Source organism: Sulfuricurvum sp. (assembly GCF_030691015.1).
GTDB lineage: Bacteria > Campylobacterota > Campylobacteria > Campylobacterales > Sulfurimonadaceae > Sulfuricurvum.
This window is the reverse complement of the sequence record NZ_JAUYFF010000016.1, coordinates 43,492-57,018: the sequence shown is the minus strand read 5'-3', so window position 1 is coordinate 57,018 and position 13,527 is coordinate 43,492. Positions and strand designations below refer to the sequence as shown.

Here is a 13,527-nt window from a genome sequence, read left to right as displayed (position 1 = left end):
TTACTTTAAAATATCATCTTCGAAAATAACCATTTCGTAGATACTCCGTTTGGTCACCAACGATTTCTCAGGGGGGACACTGGAACTGCTGCGCATTCGTGACACCTCACTGCGGAGGTCAGAAAGCTCATTTTCCATCATCTCCATTTTATCTTTGAGGCGCATTACGACATCCACACCTGCAAGATTTACCCCAAGCTCACGGGTAAGACGGAGGATTGTTTTAATCTTTTCGATATCACGCTGGGAATAAAGGCGGATGCGCCCATCGGATCGCGAAGGGGCGATCAAATTTTCCCGCTCATATTGACGAAGGGTTTGCGGATGAATATCCAAAATCTTGGCAACAATACTGATCATATAAACCGGTTCGTCAAAATGGTGCATGTCACACTCCTTGTGGAAGGGATTTTTTCATTGCTTCGACCAAATCAGGATCGATTTTATCCACAGCAGGCAACACGATATTGGCTTTGAGGTATAAGTCTCCCCGCGTATTTGTCTGACGGTTCATCACCCCCATCTCTTTGAGACGGAAACGCTGGCCGTTTTTCGTGTTTTCAGGCACCTTGAGGGTCACCTCTTTCTCCAAGGTCTGTATCGCTACTTTACCGCCGAAAAGTGCCGCATAGAGAGGGACATTAAACGTTTTGACGAGGTTATCACCTTCACGTTCATATTCCGGATTGGCGGCGACATCGATTCGTAGGTACAAATCACCGACTTGCGCTCCATGTTTTTTCCCTTTTCCGCGAACACGAAGCTTTTCACCACTTTTGATTCCGGCAGGGATTTTAATATCGAAACTCTCACCCGAGAGACCGATAGAGTGCTTACCGCCCAATACGGCAACGGCAAACGGAACCGTCACATTAGCATCGATATCGAGATTCATTCCACCTCCAAAACCACCGCCGCCAAAGCCGCCGAAACCGCCTCCGCCAAAGCCACCGCCCCCTTGACCGAAAATATTACGGAGAATATCGTCCAAATCGACATTCCCCCCCTGCCCTCGGGCAAAATCATGGAAGTTTTGTCCGCCGAACATCGAGTCACCAAACTGATCATATTTGGCACGTTTCTCTTTATCGCTAAGGACTTCATACGCCGCATTGATCTCTTTAAATTTCTCTTCCGCTTTCGGGTCTTTGTTCACATCGGGGTGATACTGACGGGCGAGTTTTCGGTACGCTTTTTTAATCTCGGCTTCACTCGCACCGGGAGCGATTTCGAGGGTAGTGTATAAACTTTTAGACATAATGGTATCCTGTTCAAATCATAGTTAATTATTTATCAAAAATTATAACAGAATAGTTGAGTCAAAGTCAATCAAGGTTAAAAAGAAGAGCTCGTAAGATAGGGAAAAAGGAGGAATGGATAATTGCGCCTCTATGACGCAACTATTCTTAGTGTAAAAAGTGGCGAACACCGGTGAAATAAAGAGCCATACCGTGCTCATCCGCTGCCGCAATCACTTCCTCATCACGTACTGAACCGCCCGGTTGGATAACGGTTTTAACACCCGCACCCGCCGCCGCATCGATAGAATCACGGAATGGAAAGAACGCTTCAGACGCTAACGCCGAACCGCTCACATCCAAACCCATCTCTTCGGCTTTACGCAATGCACAGCGCGCCGCGTCGACACGTGAGGTCATCCCCATACCGACCGCGACCATCGCCGCATCTTTGACATAAACGACACAGTTTGATTTAGTGAGTGAAGCGACCTTATAAGCGATTTCAGCATCTTTCATCGCGGCATCACTAGCGACATGTTTGGTAACTAGTTTCGCGTTTTTGATCTCTTCAACCGTTACACGATCGGCGTCTTGGAATACAAATCCGCCGTCGATGTGTTTGAAATCGATTGCGTCGTTGCTGAGGGCGATACGATCACTGCCGTATTCGAAGAGTTTGAGACGTTTTTTCGGCTCGAACACCGCGCGCGCTTCCTCATCGATAGAGCCTGCGATAATCACTTCGAGGAACATTTCATTCATCTTCTCCGCAAGCTCTTTTGTCACGACACCGTTCACCGCGACGACACCGCCGAACGCGGAGATAGGATCGCATTTAAGAGCCTCATTATACGCATCGAGGAGGTTTTCACGGATCGCAAAACCGCACGGATTACCATGTTTGACGATACAAATCGCGTTTTCATTCCCAAATGCCGCCGCGATTTTCACCGCACCGCTGATGTCGGTAAGGTTATTGAAGCTCGCTTCCCCTTTGAGGGTTTTGAAGTTTTGTGAGAAGAACGTATCAAATTCGTACAATCCACCTTTTTGGTGCGGGTTTTCGCCGTAACGGGTATCCATTACTTTGTTCCCGACGATGAACTGTTTAGACCCCATGCCGTTGTTGAAACGCTTGTTCATGTAGTTGGCGATCATACTATCATACGCCGCTGTGTGTTCATACGCTTTGATCATGAGATCACGGCGGAACTCAACCGTGTTTTCACCGTTAGCAATCGCATTGAGAACAAGTGAGTAGTCTGACGGATCAGTAAGGATAATAACGCTATCAAAGTTTTTCGCCGCAGAGCGAACCATCGCAGGGCCGCCGATGTCGATGTTTTCGATGATCTCTTCGAAATCGTCCGTTTTCTCAATCGTCGCTTTGAACGGATAGAGGTTGACACACACCAAATCGATCGCTTCAACGCCGAGTTCAACCGCTTGATCGAGATGTGATTGTTTATCACGTCGGTGCAAGATACCGCCGTGAATGTACGGATTTAGGGTTTTAACACGCCCCTCGAAACACTCAGGGAATTTGGTCACCTCATCGATCTCGATGGCACTTACACCCGCATCCGTGAGCATTTTGTACGTTCCGCCCGTAGAGATGATTTGATACTCCAAACCGATAAGAGATTTGGCAAATTCAACGATGTTGCTTTTATCGCTGACACTGAGCAATGCACGCTTCATGCAGTTCCTTTGATTGGGACATATGCCCATAAATTAATGGTGGAATTGTAGCAAATGGTGGTTTAGGGGAAGGTAAATTGAGATAAAATTCTTCTATGAAACCCTATATTCACCCTTTTTCACCCATCCTTGATGAGTATACGTGTGTTCTTTTCCTCGGCAGTTTTCCCAGTATCGCATCATTTGAACAAGCCTTTTACTACGCCCATCCCCGCAACGCATTTTGGCCGATTATGGAATCAATTTTTGATGTTCATTTGAAAACCAATGAGGCGAAAAAAGCATTTTGCTTCGAAAAAGGGATTGGGTTGTGGGACGTGATTGGTTCATGCGAGAGGAGCAATTCGAGTGATACGAATCTGAAAAACTGCATCCCTAATGATTTTAAAAAACTATTAGAAGAGTATCCCAATATACAAGCCTTCGCCTTTACGGGGAAAAAAAGCCATGATCTGTTTATGAAATTTTTTAAAGATTTGAAAGTAGAGAAAGTGCTTCTCCCCTCCACCTCACCCGCGCATGCCGCAATGACGCGTGAAGAAAAAACAAAAATTTACACAGAATTTTTAGAAACGTATTTAACTCTCTAACACCTGCTCAAAGATATTTTTCGCCGTCTTCCAGCGATCCCCTTTGGCGTTCATCATAACAATCACGCAATCTTTGCCGTCTTTCTTTGCCCGTGCGATTAGACACGGTCCCGCTTTGGCCGTATAACCCGTCTTGATTCCGACGGCATACTGATAGCGATTCAAAAGACGGTTATGGGTGTAGGCGTAAAATTCGCGATTTTTATTGAGAGCACGGTATCGGTGTTCGTTCATTTTGCTGATTTCATTAAACTTACGATTTTTTATCGCATATTCGGCCATTTTCAGAAGGTCTTTTGGCGTGGAGTAGTGCCCCTTGGTATCGTATCCGCATGGATTGGTAAACGATGTGTGAGTCATCCCAATCGCTCTGGCTTTGGCATTCATCATCTCGACGAATCGCTCTTCACTCCCGCCGATCGTGATCGCAATCGCTTTGGCCGCATCGTTGTCAGACTTGATCATTGTCGCTTTGATCAAATCTTCCAGAATAATCACATCACCTCGACGGTAACCCGCGATTGTCGGTTCTACTTTTGTCATTTCACGTGTAATCGTCACGGGACGATTCAATTTTCCTTGCTCAATTGCCAACATAACCGTCATCACTTTGGTGAGGCTGGCAGGTTGAACCTCTTTAAACGGTTCTTTGGAATAAAGGATCTGTTTTGAGGTCATATCTTTGACTAACAGCGCTTCTACTTCGAGTTTATTGAGCTCATTTTTATCGATTTGAGCGTTGAGGGTGAGTGAAAAACCCAAAAGAAGTGCGCATAAATGTTTTACCATGACTTAAATCCTTGAAAAAATGTTTGTAGTGATACTAAAAAGCAAACACTATACCATTCACTAAAAATATGAATTAAGATTTTATAGAATGCGTTATAATAAACGATGCAAAGTGCTATATCCGCATCCCTTATCATCACAGAGGAAGCTTCTCGTACCCTTATAGGGTGCAGTGGTGCATGGACGATTGAACATCTCTTTTCCGTGACGCATCAACTCGAAACTCTTCAGCCTCATACCTACGTCCTTTGGGATCTTAGCGGAATATCTGACATCGATTCATCGGGAGTTGCATTGTGGCAGCTCTCAAACCGTAGGTTTGAAGAGAAGGGATGTATCTGTGAAACGATCGGCGAACAAAAAGAGCATTCCCATCTTTTCCGTCTTCTCTATGCAAAAGCGCTCCAAGAAGCTCCATTGCCTAAATCTCCCTCTTGGCTCTATCAGATTGGGAAAGAAACACATCGAAGTATTTTAGGGATCGGAAATTTTTTATCCTTTTTAGGTGAAGCATTTGTTTTATTGTTTTATACCCTCAAACATCCGAGTCTCATCCGTTATCGCTCTATCGGAGCCCATATTGTGGAGACGGGAACACGGGCACTTCCCATTATCGCTATCAGTGCGTTTTTGATCGGGGTCGTTGTAGCCTATCAAAGTGTTGTCCAGCTTCAAAAATTCGGTGCCGATATCTTTATCGTCGATATGATCGGAATATCCCTCACCCGTGAGCTCGCCCCCCTGATCACCGCAATCGTCGTCGCCGGACGGAGCGGTTCGGCATTTACCGCCCAAATCGGTGCCATGAAAATGACCCAAGAGATCGATGCGATGAAAACGATGGGATTTGACCCTTTTACCTTTTTGGTATGGCCGAGAGTATTCGCGCTAATGATCGTTATGCCGCTCCTTATTTTCTTTGCTGATATGGTAGGGATTTTCGGAGGAATGGTGATTGCACAGGCACATTCGCATTTGAGTTTCACTGAATTTATCCACCGTCTTCAGGGTGCATTAGCATTGAAACATTACCTCATCGGTATCATAAAAGGACCTTTTTTCGCCTTTTTGATCGCTTTTGTAAGTACCTACCGCGGATTTCAAGTCTCCATGAATACGGAGAGTATAGGGCGCTATACCACCAAAAGTGTCGTAAATGCTATCTTTTTGGTCATTGCCTGTGATGCACTTTTCTCTATCCTCTTAACGGAACTGAAACTGTGAAACAGATTATCATCGATGTTCGTGATGTCGTTACTGCATTCGGAGAACATCTGATTCACGACCATATCAACTGCACGGTACGAGAAAACGAAATCTACGCCCTGTTAGGGGGAAGCGGATCGGGTAAATCGACCCTGATGCGGGAGATGATCCTCTTGGAGCGCCCTCAAAGCGGCACCATCCATGTTCTGGGGCACGATCTCTCCAAACTAACCCCGCTGGAAGCGGCCGGGTTACGCCGCTCTTGGGGAGTACTATTTCAATCGGGCGCCCTCTACTCCTCTCTCACCGTCGGAGAGAACATCGCACTCCTCTACAACGAATACACCAATCTCTCACCTAAGCTCATCGAGGAGTTGATCCGGCTAAAAATCAACCTTGTGGGACTTCCGCCCCACGCAAAACATCTCTACCCCTCCCAGCTCAGCGGCGGGATGATTAAGCGGGCGGCTCTCGCTCGCGCCCTTGCCCTTGATCCTAAACTCCTTTTTTTGGATGAACCGACCTCAGGACTAGACCCCCTAAGCTCACGTCAATTTGATGCACTAATTCAACAATTACGTGATCTTTTAGGGCTTACTATTATTATGGTGACCCATGATTTGGATACAATTCATCATATTGTGGATCGATTTACGTTATTGGGAGAGAAAAAAGCGATTGCAGAAGGGAGCCTTGAAGAGGTTCTCGCAATCGAGCATCCGATTATCGATTATTTTTTTCAAAAGGGATCGTATGGAATCACGTGTTAACTATACCGCTATGGGTGTCTTCATTGTCCTCTTCACAGTTGCCCTCGTTGCCTTTGCTTTTTGGTTGGGGAAATACAATCAAGATGAGCGATTGTACCGCCGTTATAAGGTTTTTATTACCGAATCGGTCTCGGGACTCGCCCCGGAAGCATCTGTTAAATTTCACGGTGTTGACGTCGGAAAAGTTGAATCGATCCGTATCAATCCCCACAACAGCGAAGAGGTCGAGTTAACTCTAAAAATCAAAAAAGAGACCCCGATCAAAACCGATTCCAATGCACTGCTCAAATTTTACGGTATTACGGGGCTAGCCTTTATCGAAATAGCCGGCGGTTCCCGACATGCACCGCTCCTCTCTAACGGAAATGGCACCATACCGACTATCCCCTCCAGCCCCTCTTTAATTACACGTCTGGATGAATCACTCAGTGACGTGGCCTCCAAACTCTCCCGCACACTAGATCGAGCCGATCGTATTTTCAGCGATAAAAATGTTGAAAACGTTGCCCAATCATTAGAACATTTACGCTCTTTAACTGCTCAAATCGACGACTATCAAGGGGAGATTAAAGCCTTATTGGGACAAAGTATCGCCTTTGAAAAAAATGCTTCAAAGTCTCTCGGAGCTGTAGGTGATGCTGCTATCAGCGTCAAAACCGCTTCGGGTAATTTCAATACACTCGTACAAACTAAAATGGCAAAAACCCTCGAATCCCTTGAGGCAACCTCAAGAGAGAGCCATACCCTGATCAAAAAGCTAGAAGCCAACGTCGATCGAGGTGATTATGATATTACTCCGGCCAGTAGTGAACTCACAATCCTACTGGAGCAAACCCGTTCCCTCACAAACGAAATGGAGATGACACTACGCTCTCTTAGAGAGAGTCCTTCCGATTTGCTGTTCAAAAAATCAACCCCGAAACCGGGTCCAGGAGAGTAATGCATGCGTAAATACATCCTTTATTTCGTAACTATTTTTGTGCTGCTAGGATGCTCTAGCAAAGCGCCGTCCGTCAATGAGTACACCCTTCTCTCCCCTCCGATACTTGTGAAACAAGGTACTCCTAAATCCTCGAAAAGCCTCAGCGTCGCTTCAGGAAAATCCATTGCTTCCCTCTCTACAAAAAATATTATTTATCTTCATGAAAACGGTGAAACTGCCCCTTATCTCTACAGCAGGTGGAGTGATACCCCTACCGTATTGATACAACGCGCACTCCTTTCATCGCTGTACGAGGAAAATTTATTTGCATCGCTCTCACCCGCTATCTCCTCTGCTCAAGCCGATTTGATGCTCGAATCGGATTTAAATGCCTTTTACCACCGATTTTCAAAAAATACCAGTGATGGCTATATTGATATTACTTACCGTCTCATCGATGTGCGTACCAAACGACTTCTTGCGACCAAACGCTTTATTATTAGTTCTCCATCCGCGTCTATGGATGCACAAGGAGGAGTCGAAGCACTCAAAAATTCAACTCTTGAACTCAACCGCCAAGTCATTCTGTGGTTGAGTACACTCATTAAGGAGACAAAATGAATCAAAAAATAGCCATCCTCTGCTCAGGTGGGGATGTATCAGGGATGAATCCCGCTCTCAAACGTTTTGTTGAATACGCATATGCTAAAGGGATGCAGCCCTATTTTGTCCGTAACGGCTATGAGGGGCTGATCGACAACCTTATCACTCCTGCCGATTACCATGACGTTGCAGGGATTATCACCCGTGGTGGGACAAAAATAGGATCTGCTCGTTCAATGCGCTTCAAAGAGTCCTCTTTTCGTGCCGTTGCCGCAGAGAATCTCCGATCTCATGGTATTGATAAACTCATCGTATTGGGAGGGGATGGAAGTTTTCGCGGGATGGAGCGGTTCTACCACGAGAGCGGTATTGCATTTTGCGGTATCCCCTCAACGATCGATAACGATATCAACGGCACCGATTATTGTCTGGGGGTCGATACGGCGCTTGGGGTGATCAAAGATGCCATCGATCAGATCCGGGATACCGCATCCTCCTTCCATAGAGCATTTGTTATCGAGACCATGGGGCGTGACTGCGGCTATCTGACGCTTATCTCTGCTATTACCTCGGGTGCGGAAATGTGCCTTATCCCCGAGATTCCGATCGATATGAACGACTACAAAGGGTGCTTTCAATCCCAAGTGGCCCATGGGCGAGACTATTTTATCGCCGTCGTCTCAGAAGCGTTGGATAGCAATAAAGTGGCTCAATGGTTTGAAAAGGAGCTTGGATTTGAGTCTCGTGTCTCTGTCTTGGGGTATATCCAACGAGGAGGAAATCCGAGTGTTTATGATCGGCTCATGGCCTATAAATTTGTTACCTATGCAATCGATGCCCTCTTAGAGGGAAAAAGTCATTCCGTTATTTGCTACAACAAAAGCCATTTCAACTTTAAAACGATTGACGAAGTGGCGTTGCACCCTTACCGTCTCGATGAAGAGCTCCTTAGCCTTGCGCGTGAGCAATTTCTTCCATCGCACTGTCAAATGTAGGGTAGCGAAACGCAAACCCTGCGTCCTGCAAAATACGGGGATACACCTCTTTGGATTCCAACATCACGATGGAACCTTCGCCGAATGCAAGCTTCACAACCCATGCAGGGAGATCAAAAAAAGTGGGACGATGCAAAATTCGCCCCATTGCTTTTGTCTGTTCTAAGTTGCTAATTGGTTCAGGAGAAGTGAAATTTACAACACCATTTATCTCTTTATGATCGATCAAAAATGCACATGCACGAACCAAATCATCCAAATGTATCCATGAAATCATTTGAAAGCCGTCTCCCATCTTTCCACCGAATCCAAGTTTAAAGGGGGGGATCATTTTAGACATTGCACCGCCTCCATTGGCATAAACTACTCCGAAGCGCATCATACAGACGCGGGTCTGTTCCGATTGGGCATTAGATGCCGAATATTCCCAATCTTGCACCAAGGTAGCCAAAAAATCATCTCCATAATGGGAAGAAAATTCATCATGCTGATGATAGGCATCGTAAACACCGACAGCAGAAGCATTTAAAAAGGTATGGGGAGGATGATCGCATCGAGAAAGGGCATTAACCAGTTTATCGGTCGTCTCCAGACGACTTTGGCGCAATAGTTCTTTATACTCGCTCGTCCAACGTCCCAAGATATTGGCTCCGGCAAGGTTAATCAGAACATCACTCCCCTCCAACTTCTGTGCAATAGTTTCAACAGAAATTTCCGAACGGACACTCAGCGCGATTACCGAATCTCCTCTCTCTTCAAAAAAACGTTTCAATGCACTTCCCACAAATCCACTTATACCACATATTACTATTTTCATGCGCATCCCTTTAATTCGGGGTCTATTGTAGCCTAATGGTAGTACGATACGTTTAAAGAAATAATTGAGTTGCGTATTTAAAGGAATTCAAAGCGGATTAGCAAAAAAAAGAGGAAGAGAGGTAACACCCCCAGAGGGGTATTAAGGCATTAGCCGCAAGAAGGGACGTTGCCTGAATCAGAACCGTATTCAAACAAGAAATCGCGTAGATCTTGTGATTGGCTTTTAAATGCATCACCGTTGAAATATGCTGCTGATTTATCATTTGCGTGTGCTTTAATAATGTTTGCACCGCCGTTAGCAAAAAGGTCATCCCACTCGTCTTGTGTATGCATAGCAGCACCTTTAGTACCGTTACCATGACAATTTTTACAAGTTTTCAAATAAACTTTTTGACCTTTTTTAACATCGGCAGATGCCGTTGTACTCATCATCCCTACGGCAACAAGAGCTGCAAGGAAGCATGAAGCTGACTTTTTCATGTCGTTCTCCTTCGAAATTATTGATTTTAAGACACCTTCAACATTTTCGAAAAAACAGTGAAGGTGCCTTGATACGCTTTAATGATATCGGATAAAGGATAAATGGAGCTTTAACTGAATGTTAATGTGATAGATTTTTGGCTTTTTTTATCAAAAATGTATCAAACTCTCACACTTTATTCTGCTTCAATCTCCGGATCAGCCTCTTCTTTCACTTTGCTTGCACGAACTTCCAATCGGATTTTGTCTTGACGAATTTTACGATACGCCTTATATTGTGCTTTGGTAAGTTCCTCACCGACCAGTCCGACTTCAGCTCCGATCTCTTCCGGCGAGAGTCCCGCCTCACTCATCATAACCATCCGAAACTCTTTTTTGGTAAGGTGACGTTTAAGTGATGCGTACAATGCACGTTCATCCGCCCCGATCTCTACCGCACTGCACTCATAAAGCCGCGCCAACACTTCACGGATCGTTTTAGTCGGGTTGTAGCGAAGCCACAATGAATTTTCTAACATGGAAATACCTTTGTAATAATCTGTGTGAGGTCTTTTGTATCTACGATAACATTTGCCTCTTTTTTGAGGATCTCTTTGGCGCAAAACGCAACACGGGTTCCGGCATGGGCAAACATCGAACGATCGTTCGCACCGTCACCCACCACCATTGTCTCTTCTTCGCTGATGCCGAAAAGTCCTTGCAGACGCTTCAGCATATCCCCTTTGGAAAAATCAAACATCATATCTCCGCCGACAAGCCCCGTGAGCTTTCCCTCTTTCGCATGAAGAACATTGGAGAAATCGGCATCGTATCCGAGGATATTTTTCGCGTACGAGGTCGCCGTTCGAAAGCCACCGCTAAAACAGACCACTTTGATACCGCGTTCTTTCAGTGCCGCGATTGTCTCTACCGCACCGTTCATGTAAGGGAGGTTTTGGCAAATCTCTTCGACAAGACCAAATTCCAACCCTTTTAAAAGAGTGACACGCTGCTGTAAAGACTCGAAAAAATCGAGTTCTCCATTCATCGCCCGCTCCGTGATTGCACTCACTTGTTCACCGATGCCTAGTGCTTCCGCAAAAAAATCGATAGTTTCGCCATCCATCAATGTCGAATCAAAATCAAATACCGCTAATTTTATCAAAATAGATTTCCCACATTTTGTTATAATGACGCAATTATATCCAAAGGCACCTTTTGTTCGAAACCTTTATAGATAAACTACGAAACAGCACCTATATTACTTTAGAGACAACCCCGTCGCGTTCTGCTCAGTTCGCCCCGACGATTGAGAAAATCGCCGCATTGGGTCTCGATAAACTCGTCGATGGTTTCAGCACCACCGACAATCCTCTTGCCAAACTCAAATACAACGCCCTCTTCGCCGCGATGAAACTCCAAGATCGTTTCGGACTCCCGACACTGGCCACGATGAGTATGCGCGACCGCAACCGTATCGCTTTGCAATCCGATCTCCTCGGTGCAAATGAATCCAATGTCCGTGCCATCCTTGCCCTCACAGGTGACAGCGCCCACTACTCCGATCAACCGCACGCCAAAGGGGTTTTTGAGGGGAACAGCAAACTCCTCCTCGACATCATCACAACCCTCAACAACGGCACCGACTTGGCAGAGCAGAAACTTCTCGCCCCCGTACAAGAGATTTACCCCTTCGCCGTTATCGACGCCTATGCCAAAAGTTCCGCGACACTCCAAAAGAAAATGACCAAAAAAGTAGCTCACGGAGCCATCGGCATTATCTCCCAACCCGTCTACGATCTCGAAAACGCCAAAAAATTACTCGATATGATGGCGGAAGCCAACCGTGAGAACAATGGCTCTTGTGTCCTCGTTTTGGGCTATTTTCCGATCACGAAACTCCGTACTGCCCGCTTTTTAGATGAAAACGTTCCGGGGATTTATGTGCCTCATGCATGGGTCGAAGCACTCGAAGCGGCATCCCTCATCAGCCCAGAAGAAGAGTACAGAGTCGGATTTGAGCTAAGCAAAACCCTTTTCGAAGAACTCAAAGCACTCCATCCGAAAATCCACATTATGACGGCCAATCAGTTTGAACTCGCTAAGGCGATTTTGAGCTAATTTCAGCCTCTTTTGGCTATAATCGATCATTATTAAATAGCAGGAATATTCCCTTATGATCGATGTAAAACTTCTCCAGAAAAATTTTGACGAAACCGCAACCGCGTTGATGCGCAAAAAAGTCTCAAGCGAAATAATCGCTGAACTGAAATCCGCCAATGAAACCCTCAAAACCGCTAAACTCGCCTACGAGACATTGCAAGCCAAACAAAATGAGTTGAGTAAACTTTTCGGTCAGTACAAAAAAGAGGGGAAAAGTACCGACGAACTGAAAATCGAAGTCGATGCCAACAAAGTAACCCTGGGTGATCTCCTCGATACCCAACGCTCCGCCGAAGAATCCCTCGATGCGATCATTATGCGTGTTCCTAATATCCCCGATGCAGACGTACCTGATGGCGCGGATGAAAACGATAATATTGAAATTCGCAAAGTCCTCACCCCTCCAACATTCACTTTTACTCCTAAAGAGCATTGGGAACTCGCTGAGCAAAACGGCTGGATCGATTTTGAACGGGGTGTTAAACTCGCCAAAAGCCGTTTCAGTGTTGTGGGCGGTATGGGTGCCCGATTGGAGCGCGCCCTCATCAACTTTATGCTCGATTTCAACCGTGAACGCGGTTTCGAAGAGTTCAGTGTTCCGATGCTCGTCAACCGCCGTGCGCTAGAGGGGACGGGACAGCTTCCGAAGTTTGAAGACGATCTCTTCAAAGTCGAAGAGGAAGAACTTTATCTCATTCCGACGGCGGAAGTACCTCTCACCAACCTCTACCAAGACGAAATCCTAAACGGTGCCGAATTGCCGATCAAAATGACGGGATATACATCGTGTTTTCGTAAAGAAGCGGGAAGCGGCGGACGTGACGTGCGCGGTATGATCCGCCAGCATCAGTTTCACAAAGTTGAACTCGTCTCCATCACCCGCGCCGATCAAAGCGACGCGGTGTTCGAAGAGATGGTTGCGTGTGCTTCCGATCTCCTGAGTGCTCTTGGACTTCCTCACCGTCTTGTCACCCTATGCACGGGTGATTTAGGATTCGGTGCGGCACGAACGGTCGATCTCGAAGTGTGGTTACCGGGACAAAATACCTATCGTGAAATCAGTTCTGTTTCCAACACTCGTGACTTCCAAGCCCGTCGAGCAAAGATCCGCTACAAAGAAGAGGGAAAAAATATCCTCGCTCACACCCTAAACGGTTCAAGTTTAGCGGTCGGACGGACGATGATAGCTATTATGGAAAATTTCCAACAAGAAGACGGCAGTATCATCATCCCTGCCGTGCTCCAAAAATATCTCTAATCGGGACAAAG

The 13,527-nt window shown here is 45.9% G+C and carries 16 protein-coding genes; 8 read left to right on the top strand and 8 right to left on the bottom strand.

All coding sequences use genetic code 11. The features are described from left to right. The 3 genes from Q8O20_RS10415 to purH all read right to left on the bottom strand — a co-directional run bounded on the left by Q8O20_RS10415 (position 1) and on the right by purH (position 2,942). On the bottom strand, positions 1 to 387 hold the full coding sequence (locus Q8O20_RS10415; RefSeq protein ID WP_304739992.1) for a heat shock protein transcriptional repressor HspR: 387 nt from the start codon (positions 385 to 387) through the stop codon (positions 1 to 3). 1 nt (position 388) lies between these two features. After that, complete coding sequence (locus Q8O20_RS10410) at positions 389 to 1,258, bottom strand: J domain-containing protein (protein WP_305531106.1); 870 nt, start codon at positions 1,256 to 1,258, stop codon at positions 389 to 391. Between the two features lie 148 nt (positions 1,259 to 1,406). Next, entirely contained in the window at positions 1,407 to 2,942 is a 1,536-nt protein-coding gene (gene purH / locus Q8O20_RS10405) for a bifunctional phosphoribosylaminoimidazolecarboxamide formyltransferase/IMP cyclohydrolase (RefSeq protein WP_305531105.1), read from the bottom strand. 95 nt (positions 2,943 to 3,037) lie between these two features. On the opposite strand from purH, the gene Q8O20_RS10400 reads away from it, so the two are divergent. Then, positions 3,038 to 3,532, top strand: coding sequence for a DNA-deoxyinosine glycosylase (locus Q8O20_RS10400; protein WP_305531104.1), 495 nt, complete (start codon positions 3,038 to 3,040; stop codon positions 3,530 to 3,532). On the opposite strand, the gene Q8O20_RS10395 is transcribed toward Q8O20_RS10400, so the two are convergent. Continuing rightward, positions 3,521 to 4,321, bottom strand: a complete 801-nt coding sequence (locus tag Q8O20_RS10395) for a D-alanyl-D-alanine carboxypeptidase family protein (RefSeq protein ID WP_305531103.1) — start codon at positions 4,319 to 4,321, stop codon at positions 3,521 to 3,523. The genes Q8O20_RS10400 and Q8O20_RS10395 overlap by 12 nt on opposite strands. A gap of 105 nt (positions 4,322 to 4,426) precedes the next feature. Between Q8O20_RS10395 and Q8O20_RS10390 the strand changes: the two genes are divergently transcribed. The 5 genes from Q8O20_RS10390 to Q8O20_RS10370 are packed head-to-tail and all read left to right on the top strand — an operon-like array spanning position 4,427 to position 8,817. Continuing rightward, complete coding sequence (locus Q8O20_RS10390; protein WP_305531102.1) at positions 4,427 to 5,545, top strand: ABC transporter permease; 1,119 nt, start codon at positions 4,427 to 4,429, stop codon at positions 5,543 to 5,545. Continuing rightward, complete coding sequence (locus tag Q8O20_RS10385; protein WP_305531101.1) at positions 5,542 to 6,297, top strand: ABC transporter ATP-binding protein; 756 nt, start codon at positions 5,542 to 5,544, stop codon at positions 6,295 to 6,297. The genes Q8O20_RS10390 and Q8O20_RS10385 overlap by 4 nt, the downstream gene beginning before the upstream one ends. After that, positions 6,281 to 7,237, top strand: a complete 957-nt coding sequence (locus tag Q8O20_RS10380) for an MlaD family protein (protein ID WP_305531100.1) — start codon at positions 6,281 to 6,283, stop codon at positions 7,235 to 7,237. The genes Q8O20_RS10385 and Q8O20_RS10380 overlap by 17 nt, the downstream gene beginning before the upstream one ends. 3 nt (positions 7,238 to 7,240) lie before the next feature. Beyond that, positions 7,241 to 7,840, top strand: coding sequence for an ABC-type transport auxiliary lipoprotein family protein (locus Q8O20_RS10375; RefSeq protein ID WP_305531099.1), 600 nt, complete (start codon positions 7,241 to 7,243; stop codon positions 7,838 to 7,840). Beyond that, the gene (locus Q8O20_RS10370; protein ID WP_305531098.1) at positions 7,837 to 8,817 is read left to right on the top strand and encodes a 6-phosphofructokinase; all 981 of its coding nucleotides are present in this window, start codon (positions 7,837 to 7,839) and stop codon (positions 8,815 to 8,817) included. Before Q8O20_RS10375 ends, Q8O20_RS10370 begins: the two co-directional genes overlap by 4 nt. Here Q8O20_RS10370 and Q8O20_RS10365 read toward each other — a convergent pair. From Q8O20_RS10365 to serB, 4 genes are all read right to left on the bottom strand, one after another. Next, entirely contained in the window at positions 8,771 to 9,634 is an 864-nt protein-coding gene (locus tag Q8O20_RS10365; RefSeq protein WP_305531097.1) for a TIGR01777 family oxidoreductase, read from the bottom strand. The two genes, Q8O20_RS10370 and Q8O20_RS10365, sit on opposite strands and share 47 nt — an antisense overlap. Before the next feature lie 149 nt (positions 9,635 to 9,783). Next, positions 9,784 to 10,116 (bottom strand): c-type cytochrome, encoded by a 333-nt coding sequence (locus Q8O20_RS10360; protein WP_304738462.1) that lies wholly within the window; start codon positions 10,114 to 10,116, stop codon positions 9,784 to 9,786. Positions 10,117 to 10,292: 176 nt separating this feature from the next. After that, positions 10,293 to 10,634 (bottom strand): hypothetical protein, encoded by a 342-nt coding sequence (locus tag Q8O20_RS10355; protein ID WP_305531096.1) that lies wholly within the window; start codon positions 10,632 to 10,634, stop codon positions 10,293 to 10,295. Next, the gene (gene serB, locus Q8O20_RS10350; protein WP_305531095.1) at positions 10,628 to 11,260 is read right to left on the bottom strand and encodes a phosphoserine phosphatase SerB; all 633 of its coding nucleotides are present in this window, start codon (positions 11,258 to 11,260) and stop codon (positions 10,628 to 10,630) included. Before serB ends, Q8O20_RS10355 begins: the two co-directional genes overlap by 7 nt. A gap of 53 nt (positions 11,261 to 11,313) precedes the next feature. Here serB and Q8O20_RS10345 point away from each other — a divergent pair, with 53 nt between their 5' ends. Both Q8O20_RS10345 and serS read left to right on the top strand, forming a co-directional pair. Continuing rightward, the gene (locus Q8O20_RS10345; RefSeq protein WP_305531094.1) at positions 11,314 to 12,216 is read left to right on the top strand and encodes a methylenetetrahydrofolate reductase; all 903 of its coding nucleotides are present in this window, start codon (positions 11,314 to 11,316) and stop codon (positions 12,214 to 12,216) included. 55 nt (positions 12,217 to 12,271) lie between these two features. After that, the gene (serS, locus tag Q8O20_RS10340) at positions 12,272 to 13,516 is read left to right on the top strand and encodes a serine--tRNA ligase (protein WP_305531093.1); all 1,245 of its coding nucleotides are present in this window, start codon (positions 12,272 to 12,274) and stop codon (positions 13,514 to 13,516) included. Positions 13,517 to 13,527: the final 11 nt, after the last annotated feature.

Excerpts from the sequence above, each read along its gene's own strand:
- Q8O20_RS10380 (WP_305531100.1), top strand. The coding sequence starts at position 6,281 with ATGGAATCACGTGTTAACTATACCGCTATGGGTGTCTTCATTGTCCTC.
- Q8O20_RS10365 (WP_305531097.1), bottom strand. The coding sequence starts at position 9,634 with ATGAAAATAGTAATATGTGGTATAAGTGGATTTGTGGGAAGTGCATTG.
- Q8O20_RS10390 (WP_305531102.1), top strand. The coding sequence starts at position 4,427 with ATGCAAAGTGCTATATCCGCATCCCTTATCATCACAGAGGAAGCTTCT.
- Q8O20_RS10370 (WP_305531098.1), top strand. The coding sequence starts at position 7,837 with ATGAATCAAAAAATAGCCATCCTCTGCTCAGGTGGGGATGTATCAGGG.
- Q8O20_RS10400 (WP_305531104.1), top strand. The coding sequence starts at position 3,038 with ATGAAACCCTATATTCACCCTTTTTCACCCATCCTTGATGAGTATACG.
- purH (WP_305531105.1), bottom strand. The coding sequence starts at position 2,942 with ATGAAGCGTGCATTGCTCAGTGTCAGCGATAAAAGCAACATCGTTGAA.
- serS (WP_305531093.1), top strand. The coding sequence starts at position 12,272 with ATGATCGATGTAAAACTTCTCCAGAAAAATTTTGACGAAACCGCAACC.
- Q8O20_RS10360 (WP_304738462.1), bottom strand. The coding sequence starts at position 10,116 with ATGAAAAAGTCAGCTTCATGCTTCCTTGCAGCTCTTGTTGCCGTAGGG.
- Q8O20_RS10395 (WP_305531103.1), bottom strand. The coding sequence starts at position 4,321 with ATGGTAAAACATTTATGCGCACTTCTTTTGGGTTTTTCACTCACCCTC.
- Q8O20_RS10410 (WP_305531106.1), bottom strand. The coding sequence starts at position 1,258 with ATGTCTAAAAGTTTATACACTACCCTCGAAATCGCTCCCGGTGCGAGT.
- Q8O20_RS10375 (WP_305531099.1), top strand. The coding sequence starts at position 7,241 with ATGCGTAAATACATCCTTTATTTCGTAACTATTTTTGTGCTGCTAGGA.
- Q8O20_RS10355 (WP_305531096.1), bottom strand. The coding sequence starts at position 10,634 with ATGTTAGAAAATTCATTGTGGCTTCGCTACAACCCGACTAAAACGATC.
- Q8O20_RS10415 (WP_304739992.1), bottom strand. The coding sequence starts at position 387 with ATGCACCATTTTGACGAACCGGTTTATATGATCAGTATTGTTGCCAAG.